Origin of the sequence: Chryseobacterium oleae (genome assembly GCF_900115055.1) — a bacterium.
GTDB lineage: Bacteria > Bacteroidota > Bacteroidia > Flavobacteriales > Weeksellaceae > Chryseobacterium > Chryseobacterium oleae.
This window is the reverse complement of the sequence record NZ_FOVD01000001.1, coordinates 474023-488610: the sequence shown is the minus strand read 5'-3', so window position 1 is coordinate 488610 and position 14588 is coordinate 474023. Positions and strand designations below refer to the sequence as shown.

Genomic DNA, 14588 nt, shown 5'->3' with positions numbered 1-14588 from the left:
AGACTAGTGGTCAACTACAAATTCACTAATTATTCACTTTGCATTCCGAAAACATGTATCTAGTAACTGACAACTAGCAACTGACAACTGATAATCCATATCCCATATCTCGCATCCTGGAACTGGTACCCCGGAAGCCAGAACCCGCCACCCCAAACACGTCACCGTTTTTTTCATTCCCCTATAAAAATCAAAAGAAAAAACTGATATATTTGCTTTCAGATAATTAGAAAGTATATGGAAAATGTATTTGACGCAAAAGACGCTCAAAACTATATTGATAGGATAAATAATCTGGTAGAGGATACTCACGGTTTATGGGGGAAAATGACGGTTGACCAGATGCTTGCGCACTGCAGCGTATCTTATGAAATGGTGTATGAGCCGGAGAAACATAAAAAACCGGGATCTATTGCCAAGTTTATTTTGAAGACGTTTGTAAAACCTAAAGTGGTTGGAGAAAAAGCGTATTCGAGAGATTCCCCTACAGCACCCCAGTTTTTGATTACCGGAAGAAAAAACTTTGATGAAGAGAAGAAAAGACTGATCGGTTTTATCCAGAAAACACAGCAGCTTGGTCCTGAAGCTTTTGATGGTAAAGAGTCATTTTCTTTTGGAAAACTAAATTCTACAGAGTGGAATAATATGTTTGCAAAACATCTGAACCACCACCTGTCTCAGTTTGGAGTATAAAACCACGATATGAAAAAACTTTTATGGATCCTCATTCTTGCCTGCAATTTTGTATGGGGGCAAATGCCTGATATTTCAAATGTCTGGCTGAACAACAGTAAACCTTATATCGGAACCATTGGCAACAGCGGACAACAGCTGAAACTGAAAGTCAATATTTCCGAACAGAATAAGAAAAATGACCAGGAATACTTTATTTCCGGGTATTCTCTTGTGGATGACAACTACGCGAAATATGAAGGGAAAATTACCATTTCGAAATATAGAGATGCAAAACGAAAAGGAGTGGTTTTCGGAGATTATGAACTGGCGGAAGAAGCAAAAGGAAAACATTCCGGTATTTTTAAAGGTAAATTTATTTATACCTTCAAGTGGAATAAAAAAACTGAAAAAATAGAAGGACAGTATATAGAATTTATTGGAGATTGGAAAAGTTATGACGGAGCACTGGACTTTAAAACCCGTTTAAAAAATCAATAACCATGTTAAGAAGAATATTGGCTGTCCCGGCGGGACTTATTGCAGGAATTATCTGCATTACCATCGTTGAGAAAATAGGTCATCAGGTGTATCCGCCTCCGGCAGCAGCTGGAAGTGGTGATATGACTGCGATGAAAGAATATGTCGCAACAGCTCCTTTTATGGCGTTGTTTTTCGTGATCATTGGTTATGCACTGGCTGCCTTCGTTTCAGGATTTACAGCTTCCAAAGTGGCAAGTAATGGAAAGCACACTTCTGCAGCAGTCTGTGGAGTTATTTTTCTGTTCATAACCATTTATATGATGTTTTCTCTGCCTACACCGATCTGGTTCTGGGTATTGGGAATCGTTGTATGGGGATTGGTGTTTGTGGGAAGTAAACTGGCTTTAAAAAAATAAAAACTACATATGAAATCGCTATCATTGGGTAAATTAAATAGTCATGATCATACGCGATTCCATATGACCATTAAAAAATCAAAAATACATATGAAATTAGGAGCATTTTCAATCAGTCTAAGTGTCAAGGATCTTCAGAAGTCTAAAGATTTTTACGAAAAACTGGGTTTCTCAGTGATGGCCGGTAAAATGGAGCAGAATTATCTGATTATGAAAAACGGAAGTACACTGGTAGGCTTATTTCAGGCGATGTTCGACGGAAATATGCTGACATTCAATCCGGGATGGGACGAAAATGCCCAGAATCTGGAATCTTTTGATGACGTACGCGACATTCAGAAACATTTAAAGGAAAACGGAGTGGAGCTTGAAAAAGCAGCAGACGAAAGCACTTCAGGACCGGAACATATTTTCCTGAAGGATCCGGACGGAAACATGATTTTAATAGACCAACACAGATAATCCCGATTCATGAAAATATTAAAGAAAATTATTCTCGTTCTGGCTTCTATCCTGATTCTATGGATGGTTGTGGCCGCTTTTATCTCGGGAGACTGTATGTATGAGAAATCAATCACCATCAATGCTCCGGTTGAAAAAGTGTGGCAGCAGACCAATACATTAAAAGCAATGGATCAGTGGAGCCCATGGAACGACCTGGATCCTGCCATGAAAAAAGACTGGACCGGAATCACCGGACAGCCTGGCGAAAAAGTATGCTGGGACAGTCAGAAAGATGCGGCCGGAAAAGGCTGTCAGGAAGTGAAAAAAATTGATGAAGCAGGCAAAAGAATTGATACGGAACTCCTGTTTTTAACTCCTTATAAAAGTGAAGCCAATGCCTTTGTGAAAATTGTTCCGGAAGGAAACGGAAGCAAGGCAACATGGGGATTTACATCAAAAATACCTTATCCGTTCACGGTAATGAAATTGTTTATGAATTTGGAAGATGCTATTGGAAAAGATTACCAGAAAGGACTTTCAAGATTAAAGGACTTGTCTGAGAAACCTTAAAAGAACTTATTAAAACTTAACTCATAAAAAAACAATAATGGCATCAGTAAACGTTTATTTAACATTTAATGGAAACTGCAGAGAAGCATTTGATTTCTACAAATCAGTTTTCGGAGGAGAATATCCTTACATCGGAACTTTCGGGGAAATGCCTCCAATGGAAGGCAAAGAAACTCCTGAAGGAGACAAAGACAAAATCATGCACGTTTCTCTTCCTATCTCAAAAGAGACGATCTTAATGGGAAGCGATACCGGTGGGGAATGGGCTTCCAACTTCAAAGCGGGAAATAATTTCGCTATTTCTGTCAACGCAGAATCTAAAGAAGAAGCTGACAAATTATTCCAGGGTCTTTCTGCCGGCGGACAGGTAACCATGCCAATGGCTGACACGTTCTGGGGCGCTTATTTCGGAATGTTTACGGATAAATTCGAAATCAACTGGATGGTTAATTACGATGATCCTGCCAAAATGCAGCAGCATCCTTAAGATATATATATTGTATACGAAATATAGTTAAAACTAACCGGCGGAAATATCTGCCGGTTTTTATTTTATGATACATTTTTTTTAAATTTGGGGAGAGGTGGCAGGTTGCAGATGACAGGTTGCAGGTGAGAGGGATTAGGGATTAGCGTGAAAATAAATCTTACTGCTTAAAGTTTACAACCTCCGGCATAAAAAAAAACAGATATGAAATTTACTATTGAACAAATCAAAGCAGAACATCAGAAAGTAAAAAGCGGAGCAGATTTTCCTGCATACATCCAGACTATAAAGAATCTTGGCGTTTCAGATTATACGGTTTCTGTGGCTGACGGGAATACCCAGTATTTTGATACGGAAAATGAAACGGTGCAAACAGGAAGAAAGTACGATCACCTTACCGTTTCAAAAAATGTAAACCTTGATCAGTTTAAAACAAGATTAAAGATTCATCAACAAGGCGGAACAGATTATCTCACATTCTGCAACGACTGCGCAGAAAACGGTGTAGAAGGCTGGAAAATGGATCTTAATGAAATGACGTGTACCTATTTTGATACAGGAGGTAATGAGATCCTGGTAGAACAAATCCCCGGCTAATACACAAGTTTTACACTTTCAGCCCATTGCTTACTGCCTAAAGCTTATAGCCAATAGCCGGCAGCTCACTTAAAGTTTGCAATTATTGATTTAAATTATTAATTTTGTTCTGCACGATAGATAATAGTAATTGGTAATTATGAGAAAGGTCTTTACGAAGCTGGCGTTTACAGTATTGAGTCTGGGGTCAATAGCAGCCTATGCACAGAAAAATGATTTGGGAGCGTGGTATATGTATTTCGGAAATAATAAGATCAGCAAGAAGCTGAATCTCCACAACGAAATCCAGTACCGTAACTTTGATGCAGTAGGAGACCTTGAACAATTATTGATCCGTACGGGAATCGGGTATGACCTGACTGAAAATAACAATAATGTTTTGCTGGGGTACGGTTTTATTTTAAGCCAGCCTTATGTAAACGGCGAAAAAAAGGAGAATATAGAGCACAGGATCTTCCAGCAGTTTATCACCAAACAGAAATTCGGACGTTTTAATCTGCAGCACAGATACCGTCTGGAAGAGCGTTTTCTGCAGGATGATTTCAGAATGAGGTTCCGGTATATGATCGGGCTGAATATTCCGATCACCCAAAAAGAAATGCTCCCGAAATCGCTCTATGCTTCCGTGTATAACGAAATGTTCTTAAGTTTTGACAGTCCCGTTTTTGACAGGAACAGAGTCTACGGAGCTTTAGGATATGTTATCAATAAAAACATGAGGATAGAAGCGGGTTACATGAATCAGATTCAGGAAAACAAGAACCGCGGGCAGATTCAGATCGGGTTTTATAATAATATTCCCTTTAATAAAAATTAATACTGACAGCACTTGCCGGATGCGATGATGATGAAAAAAACTGTTAGTTTAGACAAGATAATCAACAGATCACAAAATAAATAAACACATATGCATTCAGGGAAAAGATTTGGAGCGGTAGAATTCGCCGTTTGGACGAGACGCAGTATTTATGTACTCACGGTATTATCGGCCATACCTACGGTTTTATATTTTTTAGGATGGAAATTTGTTTCCGTCCCGTGGCAGCCGATCGCAATTTTAGGAACAGCCGTCGCTTTTATCGTAGGTTTTAAAAACAATGCGAGTTACAGCAGACTTTGGGAAGCCAGACAGATTTACGGAGCCATTATCAATGACAGCCGTAGTTTCGGATATGTTTTAAGAGATGCCCTTTCCAATAAGGATCCGAAAAAGGTAAAAGAAATGTTTCACCGTCATTATGCATGGCTTACTGCCCTTCGTTTTCAGCTTCGCGAGCCGAGAACCTGGGAGAATATGGGAACGGCACAATATGACGAATATTCTAAGAAATACGATATTCCAGAAAGACTGACCAAGCTGGATGATGAACTGCAAAAATATCTTTCCGAAACAGAACTTCAATACATATTAAGCAAAAAAAACAGGGCAACTCAGCTGATGGCAAGCCAGAGCAAAGAATTGTCCGAAGCTTATACCAGAGGAGATATCAACGATTTTCAGTGGACACAGATCAATCAGCAGCTGGTCAAATTTACAGATGATCAGGGGAAAGCGGAAAGGATTAAGAATTTTCCATACCCGAGAAATTTCTCATCCATCACCACGTATTTATTATTGCTGTTCATTCTTTTTGTCCCTTTTGGATTATTGAAAGAGCTGGATAAACTTGGAGAAGGTACAGTGCTGGAAGGCTGGACATTATGGTTCAATATTCCGTTTTCACTAATGGTTACCTGGTGTTTCCATACCCTTGACAGTGTAGGAGAAGCATCCGTAAACCCTTTTGAAGGAAGCCCGAATGACGTACCGATCACCCAGATCAGCCGTACCATAGAGATTGATATGAGAGATATGCTGGATGAATCCGATCTTCCGCCAGCCATTACTCCAAAGAATAATATTGTGCTTTAAGGTAAAGGTAAAAGTAAAGGCCACGTTTTTGTGCGGAAATCTAAACCTTATAGGTTTCCAAAAACCTATAAGGTTTAAAAAAGGTTGAAAGACAAAAGGAGTAAAAAAAGTAAAAAGCATAGCTGAAAATCTTCGATTTTCTTGCGCCTTAAAAACAACCTTGCGCCTTTGCGTTAAACCAACAAAAGAAAACAACTGGAACGTAGTAGCACTTTAGCACTCTGCGTTTAGCCAATTTCAAACTCAAAAAACAACTTTAAAAAAACAACTCAAAATGATTCACAGTTATGTTATAATATCCATTGCAGTCCTGTTGTCTGTGATGATATTGGTGATGATAGGGCAAAAGCTGAAAGTAGCTTATCCCATCTTCCTGGTGATTGCCGGTCTCGCGATCAGCCTTATTCCGGGAATGCCGCATATTGAAATAGAGCCTGATCTCGTATTTCTAATCTTTCTTCCTCCGATTTTATTTGAAGCCGCATGGTTTACTTCGTGGCAGGATTTTCATAAATGGAGAAAGCAGATCTTTTCCATGGCTTTCGGGCTGGTCTTTCTGACTTCGATTGTCGTAGCCTATCTTTCATCTTCCATTATTCCGGGACTTACCGTTGCAATGGGATTCCTGCTGGGAGGCGTGAATTCACCACCGGATGCAGTAGCAGCTACTTCAGTGTTGAAGCATATGAAGATCCCTAAAAAGATCACCAGCATCCTTGAAGGTGAAAGTTTGATTAATGATGCTTCCAGTTTAATTGTATTTAAATTTGCTTTAGCGGCTGTTATTTCAGGGCAGTTTATCTGGAGAGATGCTATTCAGGATTTCTTTATGATGGCTGTGGGTGGAGTAGTCATCGGTGTTGCTACAGGACTTTTATTTGGAGCTTTGTTAAGGATTATTCCTTCCAATTCAAATATTGATACCGTGATTACGTTGATCGTTCCTTACATCATGTATGTGGGCGCTGAGCATTTCCATTTTTCAGGAGTACTGGCGGTCGTTGCGGGAGGACTTTTGATGTCTTATAATTCGCATTGCTATTTGAGTCATACCTCAAGGATACAGTCGGGAAATGTCTGGAGCGTGCTCATATTCCTGATGAATACAATCATCTTCATTCTTATTGGTCTTGAGCTTCCGGTAGTGGTTGCTGCCATGAAAGATTATACCATTTCAGAAGGGATTTTTTACAGTGTAGTGATTGGGGGTGCGATTATTCTCACCAGATTATTGTACAGTTATGCCGTGATGTATTTCCCAAGACTCTGCTCTAAAGAATTAAGATTAAAAATTCCGAAACCGGACTGGCGTGAACCTTTTATCATCAGTTTTGCTGCGATGAGAGGAGTGGTTTCACTGGCTGCTGCACTTTCCATTCCTGCATTTTTGCCGAATGGAGACGCTTTTCCCCACCGAAATATCATTTTATTCGTAACTTTCGTTATCATTTTAATCACGCTGGTAGGGCAGGGACTTCTTCTGACTCCGATCTTAAAATGGCTGAAAATAGATGATGCGGGAAGCGAATTGCCTGAAGAAAAGCAGGAAGTAATCCTGATGCGTAAACTTAAAGAAACAGCACTGCACAAAATGGAAAATGATTTTTCAGAGCTTGCCGTTACGAATACGCTAGTACGCCATCAGAAGCACAAACTGGAAACCGAAATGATGCTTATGGCAGATAAGGCCCAGTGTATGGCTTCCACAGGAGATTATGTGAATGCGATCAACGAAAATAAAGATGTGCTCCGCCAGATTATCCAGGCTCAGCGAAATGAACTGCACCGGATGAAAAGGGAGAAAATTTTTGATGATCATGTGATGAGATCTATAGAAATGCAGCTGGATTTTGATGAAGCAAAGATCACTGGATTTTCGCACAGTTAAGTCTTAATTAAATCTGAAACTATGAATACACCGATCACTGTTCAGTACGAATTCAATGCACCTGCAGAAAAAATATGGAAAGCATTGACCGATAAAAACGAAATGAAATCCTGGTACTTTACCATCCGGGATTTCGACTTGGAATTGGGAAAAAAGTTTGACTTCTATGAATCCTGTGATGGAGGAAAGTATCTTCACCGTGATCGTATTTTAGAAATTATTCCCAACAAAAAGCTAAAACATAGTTGGGCCTATCCTGAACTTTCAGATGCTGTAACTATAGTGACCTGGGAGCTTCAGCCGGAAGAAGATGGAACACTTGTAACACTGACTCATGAGAATATTGAAGGTTTTGAAGGTCTGGGAGAAACTTTTTCCAGAACAAGTTTTACAGAAGGGTGGAAGTCTATTATCGGGCATAGTTTAAGAGAATATTTAGAAAAATAAAAGATATGATCGAGCTGCAGATTTTTAAAGCAGAAGATGCTTCTGAACTGACCTCTACCATAAAAGACAAAAGAGAACTTCTACAGTTTGCCGGCCCTGCCTATCATTTTCCGTTGACGAAAGAACAATTGGAAAGTGACCTGGAGAATGAAAACCGGTTTTTGTTCAGGGTTGTTGATACAGCAGAACAGAAAGCAATTGGACACGCCCAGATTTTTTTAAAAGATGAAACTTTTCTTCTCGGAAGAATCCTGTTATGGGACGAGAACAACAGAGGAAAGGGCTACGGAAAGAAAATTGTACAGGAACTCCTGAAATATGGTTTTGATCACTTTGATAGGGAAACGGCTGAACTTAATGTATACGACTGGAACACCGGAGCCATTGAGTGCTATAAAAAAGTAGGGTTTGAAATTGATCCGGACGTGATGAGCGAAGTCAGTATCGATAACGAGTTGTGGCTTTCCATTAATATGAAAATCAGTAAAAACACTTTTAAATCCGGCAACATATGACCTATTCAGCACTCCGTCCTATACTCTGGACCGATAGTATGGATGAAACAATAGGATTTTATACTCATATCCTAGGTTTTACTTTGATGGGAAGAAACGATGAATGGCAGTGGGCTTCCCTTAAAAAAGACGACGTACAGATCATGCTTTCTCAGAATGATTATGAAAAACCCAATGGAATAGGCTTTACAGGCTCATTTTATTTTAACGTAGATGATGTTGATGACCTTTGGGAAGATCTTAAATCAAAAGCGAAAGTATGCTACGAAATCGAGACTTTTGAATGGGAAATGAGGGAGTTTGCCATCTATGATAACAACGGCTATCTGTTACAATTTGGCCAGCCTGTGGATAATATTGGCAATACGGAATAAATTTTGCTATTTTTGGGGAAATATTTAGAAATTCAATGAAAAAGAATATAATAGTAGGTTTAGCGGTGGTTTTGATGTTGGCGTCTTGTAACAAAGATGAGAAGATCCTGAACACCCTGAATGAATATAATAATACAATGGTAGAAAAAGGGTATCACTTCGGTGATAAACTTGAACTTCCGAAAGAGGTAACGGAGAATGCAGAAAGCATCAGCATCAGCTTTGGAGATAAAGAAACTTCAAGCTTAACAGTTGATCCTAAGTTTTTTACATTAGGTGATAATGCCGTTACTTTTAACATCAAAACAAAAGGCGGGAAAGTCCTTAATCAGGATGCAACCATTAACGTCTTTGCAAAAAATCCTGAAAAAAATATCGCCTACCAGATTATTGCAGAATATCCTCACGATCCAAAGAATTTCGTACAGGGTTTCCAGATAGAAGGCAATACCATCTATGAAAGTGACGGGCAGAACGGTTCTTCCCAGATCCTGAAATATACATTGGGAACTACGACTCCTCTGGCTTCTACCAAACAGGCTCAGGAAGATTTCTCTGAAGGAAGTACCATTGTTGGTGATAAAGTGTATCAGCTGACATGGCAGAGCAAAAAAGGATATATCTATGACAAAAGCTCTTTGAAACTCCTTTCAGAATTCGCTTACCCGAATGTTTTAGGTGAAGGCTGGGGATTGACTTATGACGGCAAAAACCTGATTGCATCAGACGGAAGCAAGCTTTTATATTTCCTGGATGCTAATAATCCTTCAAAACTGATCAAATATGTAGCTGTAGCGGGAAGTTCCCAGATCTACGACCAGCTGAACGAACTGGAATACCACAACGGATTTATCTATGCGAACGTATGGCAGAAACCTGTGGTGTTAAAGATCAATCCTGCAACGGGAGAAGTAGTAGGTACATTTGACTTTACAGACATCGCGAAACAGAATACCAAAGGAAGTGATGATGTACTGAACGGAATTACTTTCAAAGGCGACAATATGCTCGTAACCGGTAAAAACTGGCCGAAGATTTATGAAGTTCAGATCAAATAATCTGAATAAAGATTTTTCTATAAATATAGCGTTCCTTAGGAGCGCTATTTTCATGTATGGACTAAAAATTTACTATTTTTGACAGATGATTAAGAATCCATTGAAAAGAAATATCATAGCCGGTTTGGCAGTCATTTTCCTGCTGTCATCATGCAATAACAATAAGAAAATGCTGAACACTCTGGCTGACTACAACAATTCAAAAGAAACGAAGGGCTATCATTTCGGAGATCAGCTTAATTTTCCGAAAGAAGTAACGGACAATGCGGAAACCATCACTATCAGTTTTGGTGACAACGAAACTTCCAATCTGACGCTAGATCCTAAATTTTTCACATTAGGAGATAATGAAGTGACGCTGATCATTAAGACCAAAAGTGGAGAAACTTTAAACCAGGATGCAACCATCAATGTTTTCGCGAAAAATCCGGAGCAGAATATTTCCTATAACATCATTGCAGACTATCCTCACGACCCGGATAATTTTGTGGAAGGATTTCTTATGGAAGGCAATACCGTCTATGAAAGCGACGGGCTGGACGGTTCTTCCCAGCTTATAAAATATACTTTAGGTTCTGCGACTCCCTCGATAACTGAAAAACAGCCTGCAGACGTTTTTTCCGAAGGTTGTGCGATTGTCGGGGATAAAATTTATCAGCTGACCTATAAAAATAAAATAGGGTTTATTTACGATAAAAATTCATTAAAAAAAATCTCTCAGTTTCCTTTGCCCAACGTCATTGGTGAAGGCTGGGGGCTGACTTATGACGGTAAAAATCTTGTCGCTACCGATGGCTCGAAAAATCTTTATTTTCTGGATGTCAACGATCCGTCAAAAGTAGTCAGAACCGTTGCAGTTGCCGGACATACTGAAACCTACGACAAATTGAATGAGCTGGAATACCATGACGGTTTTATATATTCCAATGTGTGGCATAACCCGATTATTTTAAAGATCAATCCTGCGACGGGAGAAGCCGTTGGGAAATTTGATTTTACAAAACTGACCGCTGCGAATGATCAGGGGAACAGCGAACATGTTTTAAACGGAATAGCTTTTAAAGGAAATAATATGCTGGTAACAGGAAAAAACTGGGCAAAAATTTATGAAATTTCCGTTAAATAATTGATTGGCGTTATTGAACGGTCGACAATTAAAATCCTTGCGCCTTAAAGCACCATTTTTTCAAATTTCTTTGCGGTCTTTGCGCTTTGCCAACAAAAAAGTTTATTGTTTAAAATTCAAATAAAAGGATGTAAATTGCTGACGTTCCGCACAGGAAAGTTATCTTTGCCAAAATAGATTTTGAGACTACTTTATATCATATTCATCTTCTTTTTCTGTACAGTAAATGCGCAGAAGGCCCTTCCTTTAGACACCCTGAAACTGAAGGAAGCCAAAGATATGCTGGCAGACGATTACGGAAACCTGTACATCTACAAAAACAAAGATTTCAGCTTTACGAAATATGATTCTCTGGGAAAACAGCTCGGGAAAATGATGCTTACGGTTCCTTACAAAGTACAGTCGGTACAGAATCCTTTGAGTCTGGCCTTATTTTCAGAAAATGCCCAGGAGATGAAGTTTGTGGATCAGAATATGAATGAGATTCAAAAGGTTGATTTCAAGCAAAAATTCGGATTTATCAGAATGGCTTATGCAGAAGATCTTCAGCAGCTCTGGCTTCTGGATGACAGCACAAAGCGTCTTATCCAGTATAATTTCAGGAACGATACCACCATCAATTCCTATCCTTTTGACGTCAGTTTTGATGATATGATGGATCTGCTGGTCTTTGAAACGAAAGTCTATATTTTAACAAGGAAACATATCAGGGTCTTCTCGCTGAAGTTTGAAAAACTCTTCGAAGCACCATTAGAAAACGGAAAACGTTTCAGAAGGGAGAATGATGTTATTTTGGTCGTTGCAGACAACTCTATTTTGAAATACGATCCCGAAAAAGGAATGGTGAAGATTTTTGAAGATAAGGACGCACAAATTGTGGATAAAAACATCCTTTCTTATTTTGAAATCAAAGCCAACAAACTCTATCTTTACAACTTAGAAAAAATAAAGGAAACTAAGCTGCAGACGGAACCAGAAACCAAGCCGACTTCGACACCAGTCACAGAACTATCATCTGAAAAACCGACTGGGGAAGAAGGAACAAAAACTGACGAGAAGAAGGAATCTGAAGAAAAAGCTGCAGACCGTACTTTGCAGAAGCTGATAGAAGATACTTCCGAAGTTCAGGCCACGGGAGTTTAGTCAAATAAATTAAAAAAATACTTAGAAGAATGCATATTGCAGTTACAGGAAATATTGGAGCAGGAAAAACCACTTTGACCACGATGCTTGCCAAGCATTACGGATGGGATGCACAGTTTGAAGATGTAGACCATAACCCTTATCTGGAAGATTTTTATGCGGACATGAGCAAATGGAGCTTTGCCCTGCAGATTTACTTTTTAGGAAGCAGATTCCGCCAGGTAAAGGAAATCAGAGAAAGTGGGAAAAATATTATTCAGGACCGTACCATCTATGAAGATGCCCATATTTTCGCAGAAAACCTGAACGATATGAAACTTCTTTCGGACAGGGATTTCAAAAATTATATCTCTGTTTTCGGCCTGATGAAATCATTTGTTTCTGCACCGGATCTTTTAATTTATTTAAAATCTGATGTTCCGAACCTTGTGAAAAAGATTTACAAAAGAGGAAGAGAATACGAAGCATCTATCAGTATCGAATACCTTTCCAAACTGAACCAGAAATACGAAAAATGGATCTCAGATTATACAGAAGGGAAGCTTCTTGTGATTGAGGTAGATGATCTTGATTTCGTGGAAAAGCCTGAAGATTTCGGATTTATCCTTGAAAAGATCGAAGCAGAGCTGAATGGTCTGTTTTAACAAATTTTTATCAGAATTTAAGACGGCTTTCCAGTCATTTCTTCCTAAATTTGAGAAGAAAGTTTAATTTTTTAAATGATTATAATATGATGGTTAAGGTTTTACATAACGGAAGTTGCTCGAAATCCAATGCTGTTCTGGAGTATCTGGACGAGAATGGGGTGCCTTTTGAGATCATCAACATCATAGAAGATCCATTGAGTGTCCTGGAGATCAAAACAGTATTGAAAAAGCTGAATCAGAGCGTGTTTCATATGATCCGCAAAACAGATAAGCTGTATACGGAACAGTATGCCGACAAAAATTATTCTGAAGAAGAATGGATTAAAATCCTGTCTGAAAATCCTTCCCTGATCCAAAGACCTATCCTGATCAAAGGATCTGTGGCCATGCTGGGAAGACCTATTGAAAATGTGAAATTCTTTATTGAAAAATAATAAGCATAAAAAAAGTCAGCGGAAGCTGACTTTTTTATTTTCTACAATAGAATAACGCCTTCTATTTTAGCGACGTCTTTATAAATATTCACTACCTGATCTGCATCCAGAACGAACGCGTTGATGTTGCAGGCTGTGTACTTTCCGTTTTTGCTTTCGCGGTTTCCTAATGTAAATTTAATACCATCGAAAACTTTGTAAATTTCTGTAAGTTTCGCCTGGTCTGTAGGAATGATAAATTTAAATAAATAATCTTCCGGAAAGTCATGGTGACCTTCCAGTTTTTCCTTTAGAGAACTGTAAAAATCCTCCTGGTTTGCGTGTTGGTTTCCTTGTAATATGTCCATCTGCCTTGTTAAATTATATATAAATATAGCGAAATTTTTTCTATTTTCCAAGAGGCCCAAGTAGGGCTTTTGAATTCTGATGTTCGTAATCTTCAATGATATTGAACAGTCCGTTGACCAATTGTTCTGAGGCCAGTTTGCTCAATCCTCCGGTGTTTACATTGCTGCTGCTTCCTCCAAGAAGGCTTCCCAGAAGATTGTTCCCGGAAAGAGCGGTATTGATGGTTTTTGCAATGCCATATTCGTTCAGTTTCTCATCCACTTTAGGAGCGATGGCTGCTATAAGCTGCTGAGAAGTTTTTTCCTTTAAGATCTGTGTTGCCGTTGTGCCCTGGATGATTCTTGTGACATCCTGTGCGTTCAGACTATTAACGGCATCCTGCAGAATCGGTTTTGAAAGATTAACCGTGTAAGCCGCTGCCTGAGCGATAAAATCTCTCTCTTTAGCCACTAAGGACGGAGCGATCTTTTCAAGGGTGGAGTTGATGTCTCTAAGCTCTTTTGGAAGTGCTTTGTCCACCATATTGTTTTGAAGGAAGGCTTCTTTATTGCTGTAAATCCCCATTCCTTTATCAATACCGTTCAGTAAAAGTTTTTTAATGATCGATAGACCCAGGTCTGTGGTAGCCATGGTTTGGCAGGATTGTACCGTTGTTAAAACCAGTGTTCCGGTTCCGATTAACAAAGCTGCCGTTATGATGTATTTTTTCATTGATCTTTTTCTTATTTTCTCAAATATTGCGCCAAAGGTAAATACTATTCCCGTATTAACAAAATATTAAATTCCTGTTGCGTATTTGGTGAATTTTCTGCTAAAAATGTAATAATTTTAATTGGTTATTTTATCATAAATTCAAACTTATAATGCAATTTAATCTCGCTAAATACGTATTATGTGACCTTCTGTTTAATATTTGTTTGTTTTTTTTAAATTTTTAAGATATGTTAACAATGTTCGTTTTTTTTTCTATTTTTGACTAATGTCTTTTTTTGAGAATTTAAATAACTCCACCAAGAAGGACATTAAT

The 14588-nt window shown here is 38.7% G+C and carries 20 protein-coding genes; 18 read left to right on the top strand and 2 right to left on the bottom strand.

The genetic code is table 11. The annotated features are described in order from the left end of the window. Positions 1–237 precede the first annotated feature (237 nt). From BM143_RS02240 to BM143_RS02155, 18 genes are all read left to right on the top strand, one after another. On the top strand, positions 238–693 hold the full coding sequence (locus BM143_RS02240; RefSeq protein WP_090022522.1) for a DUF1569 domain-containing protein: 456 nt from the start codon (positions 238–240) through the stop codon (positions 691–693). A gap of 9 nt (positions 694–702) precedes the next feature. Next, positions 703–1173: a hypothetical protein gene (locus BM143_RS02235; protein WP_090022519.1), complete on the top strand. Its 471-nt coding sequence runs from the start codon at positions 703–705 to the stop codon at positions 1171–1173. A gap of 2 nt (positions 1174–1175) precedes the next feature. Further along, positions 1176–1571, top strand: coding sequence for a hypothetical protein (locus BM143_RS02230; protein WP_090022516.1), 396 nt, complete (start codon positions 1176–1178; stop codon positions 1569–1571). Between the two features lie 90 nt (positions 1572–1661). Continuing rightward, a complete protein-coding gene (locus tag BM143_RS02225) occupies positions 1662–2033 on the top strand; it encodes a VOC family protein (RefSeq protein WP_047451726.1) in 372 nt (123 codons plus the stop codon). A 9-nt stretch (positions 2034–2042) separates the two neighbouring features. Further along, positions 2043–2585, top strand: coding sequence for an SRPBCC family protein (locus tag BM143_RS02220; RefSeq protein ID WP_090022513.1), 543 nt, complete (start codon positions 2043–2045; stop codon positions 2583–2585). 37 nt (positions 2586–2622) lie between these two features. Next, positions 2623–3072, top strand: a complete 450-nt coding sequence (locus BM143_RS02215; protein WP_090022510.1) for a VOC family protein — start codon at positions 2623–2625, stop codon at positions 3070–3072. A 204-nt stretch (positions 3073–3276) separates the two neighbouring features. Next, positions 3277–3669 carry a DUF1398 domain-containing protein gene (locus BM143_RS02210; RefSeq protein WP_090022508.1) on the top strand — a complete coding sequence of 131 codons (393 nt, stop codon included), beginning with the start codon at positions 3277–3279 and terminating at the stop codon, positions 3667–3669. Positions 3670–3808: 139 nt separating this feature from the next. Further along, positions 3809–4486, top strand: a complete 678-nt coding sequence (locus BM143_RS02205; RefSeq protein ID WP_051891114.1) for a DUF2490 domain-containing protein — start codon at positions 3809–3811, stop codon at positions 4484–4486. Between the two features lie 90 nt (positions 4487–4576). Further along, on the top strand, positions 4577–5581 hold the full coding sequence (locus BM143_RS02200) for a bestrophin family protein (protein WP_090022506.1): 1005 nt from the start codon (positions 4577–4579) through the stop codon (positions 5579–5581). A gap of 274 nt (positions 5582–5855) precedes the next feature. Then, complete coding sequence (locus BM143_RS02195) at positions 5856–7469, top strand: Na+/H+ antiporter (RefSeq protein ID WP_034724967.1); 1614 nt, start codon at positions 5856–5858, stop codon at positions 7467–7469. Between the two features lie 21 nt (positions 7470–7490). Next, positions 7491–7916, top strand: coding sequence for an SRPBCC family protein (locus BM143_RS02190; protein WP_090022504.1), 426 nt, complete (start codon positions 7491–7493; stop codon positions 7914–7916). Positions 7917–7921: 5 nt separating this feature from the next. Further along, on the top strand, positions 7922–8431 hold the full coding sequence (locus BM143_RS02185) for a GNAT family N-acetyltransferase (protein WP_090022501.1): 510 nt from the start codon (positions 7922–7924) through the stop codon (positions 8429–8431). Then, positions 8428–8805 carry a VOC family protein gene (locus BM143_RS02180; protein ID WP_090022499.1) on the top strand — a complete coding sequence of 126 codons (378 nt, stop codon included), beginning with the start codon at positions 8428–8430 and terminating at the stop codon, positions 8803–8805. Before BM143_RS02185 ends, BM143_RS02180 begins: the two co-directional genes overlap by 4 nt. 35 nt (positions 8806–8840) lie before the next feature. Continuing rightward, complete coding sequence (locus BM143_RS02175) at positions 8841–9863, top strand: glutaminyl-peptide cyclotransferase (protein WP_034724972.1); 1023 nt, start codon at positions 8841–8843, stop codon at positions 9861–9863. A gap of 100 nt (positions 9864–9963) precedes the next feature. Beyond that, a complete protein-coding gene (locus BM143_RS02170; protein ID WP_090023867.1) occupies positions 9964–10989 on the top strand; it encodes a glutaminyl-peptide cyclotransferase in 1026 nt (341 codons plus the stop codon). Positions 10990–11169: 180 nt separating this feature from the next. Next, a complete protein-coding gene (locus tag BM143_RS02165) occupies positions 11170–12132 on the top strand; it encodes a hypothetical protein (RefSeq protein ID WP_090022496.1) in 963 nt (320 codons plus the stop codon). Positions 12133–12161: 29 nt separating this feature from the next. After that, positions 12162–12776 (top strand): deoxynucleoside kinase, encoded by a 615-nt coding sequence (locus BM143_RS02160; protein WP_034724975.1) that lies wholly within the window; start codon positions 12162–12164, stop codon positions 12774–12776. 86 nt (positions 12777–12862) lie between these two features. Beyond that, positions 12863–13213: an ArsC/Spx/MgsR family protein gene (locus tag BM143_RS02155; protein WP_090022493.1), complete on the top strand. Its 351-nt coding sequence runs from the start codon at positions 12863–12865 to the stop codon at positions 13211–13213. Positions 13214–13254: 41 nt separating this feature from the next. Here BM143_RS02155 and BM143_RS02150 read toward each other — a convergent pair whose 3' ends face one another. Both BM143_RS02150 and BM143_RS02145 read right to left on the bottom strand, forming a co-directional pair. Next, positions 13255–13560: a DUF493 family protein gene (locus tag BM143_RS02150; RefSeq protein WP_090022491.1), complete on the bottom strand. Its 306-nt coding sequence runs from the start codon at positions 13558–13560 to the stop codon at positions 13255–13257. 40 nt (positions 13561–13600) lie between these two features. Continuing rightward, positions 13601–14272, bottom strand: coding sequence for a DUF4197 family protein (locus BM143_RS02145; protein ID WP_034724981.1), 672 nt, complete (start codon positions 14270–14272; stop codon positions 13601–13603). Positions 14273–14588: the final 316 nt, after the last annotated feature.

Coding starts and splice junctions, on each gene's coding strand:
- BM143_RS02240 (WP_090022522.1), top strand. CDS start 238: ATGGAAAATGTATTTGACGCAAAAGACGCTCAAAACTATATTGATAGG.
- BM143_RS02235 (WP_090022519.1), top strand. CDS start 703: ATGAAAAAACTTTTATGGATCCTCATTCTTGCCTGCAATTTTGTATGG.
- BM143_RS02230 (WP_090022516.1), top strand. CDS start 1,176: ATGTTAAGAAGAATATTGGCTGTCCCGGCGGGACTTATTGCAGGAATT.
- BM143_RS02225 (WP_047451726.1), top strand. CDS start 1,662: ATGAAATTAGGAGCATTTTCAATCAGTCTAAGTGTCAAGGATCTTCAG.
- BM143_RS02220 (WP_090022513.1), top strand. CDS start 2,043: ATGAAAATATTAAAGAAAATTATTCTCGTTCTGGCTTCTATCCTGATT.
- BM143_RS02215 (WP_090022510.1), top strand. CDS start 2,623: ATGGCATCAGTAAACGTTTATTTAACATTTAATGGAAACTGCAGAGAA.
- BM143_RS02210 (WP_090022508.1), top strand. CDS start 3,277: ATGAAATTTACTATTGAACAAATCAAAGCAGAACATCAGAAAGTAAAA.
- BM143_RS02205 (WP_051891114.1), top strand. CDS start 3,809: ATGAGAAAGGTCTTTACGAAGCTGGCGTTTACAGTATTGAGTCTGGGG.
- BM143_RS02200 (WP_090022506.1), top strand. CDS start 4,577: ATGCATTCAGGGAAAAGATTTGGAGCGGTAGAATTCGCCGTTTGGACG.
- BM143_RS02195 (WP_034724967.1), top strand. CDS start 5,856: ATGATTCACAGTTATGTTATAATATCCATTGCAGTCCTGTTGTCTGTG.
- BM143_RS02190 (WP_090022504.1), top strand. CDS start 7,491: ATGAATACACCGATCACTGTTCAGTACGAATTCAATGCACCTGCAGAA.
- BM143_RS02185 (WP_090022501.1), top strand. CDS start 7,922: ATGATCGAGCTGCAGATTTTTAAAGCAGAAGATGCTTCTGAACTGACC.
- BM143_RS02180 (WP_090022499.1), top strand. CDS start 8,428: ATGACCTATTCAGCACTCCGTCCTATACTCTGGACCGATAGTATGGAT.
- BM143_RS02175 (WP_034724972.1), top strand. CDS start 8,841: ATGAAAAAGAATATAATAGTAGGTTTAGCGGTGGTTTTGATGTTGGCG.
- BM143_RS02160 (WP_034724975.1), top strand. CDS start 12,162: ATGCATATTGCAGTTACAGGAAATATTGGAGCAGGAAAAACCACTTTG.
- BM143_RS02155 (WP_090022493.1), top strand. CDS start 12,863: ATGATGGTTAAGGTTTTACATAACGGAAGTTGCTCGAAATCCAATGCT.
- BM143_RS02150 (WP_090022491.1), bottom strand. CDS start 13,560: ATGGACATATTACAAGGAAACCAACACGCAAACCAGGAGGATTTTTAC.
- BM143_RS02145 (WP_034724981.1), bottom strand. CDS start 14,272: ATGAAAAAATACATCATAACGGCAGCTTTGTTAATCGGAACCGGAACA.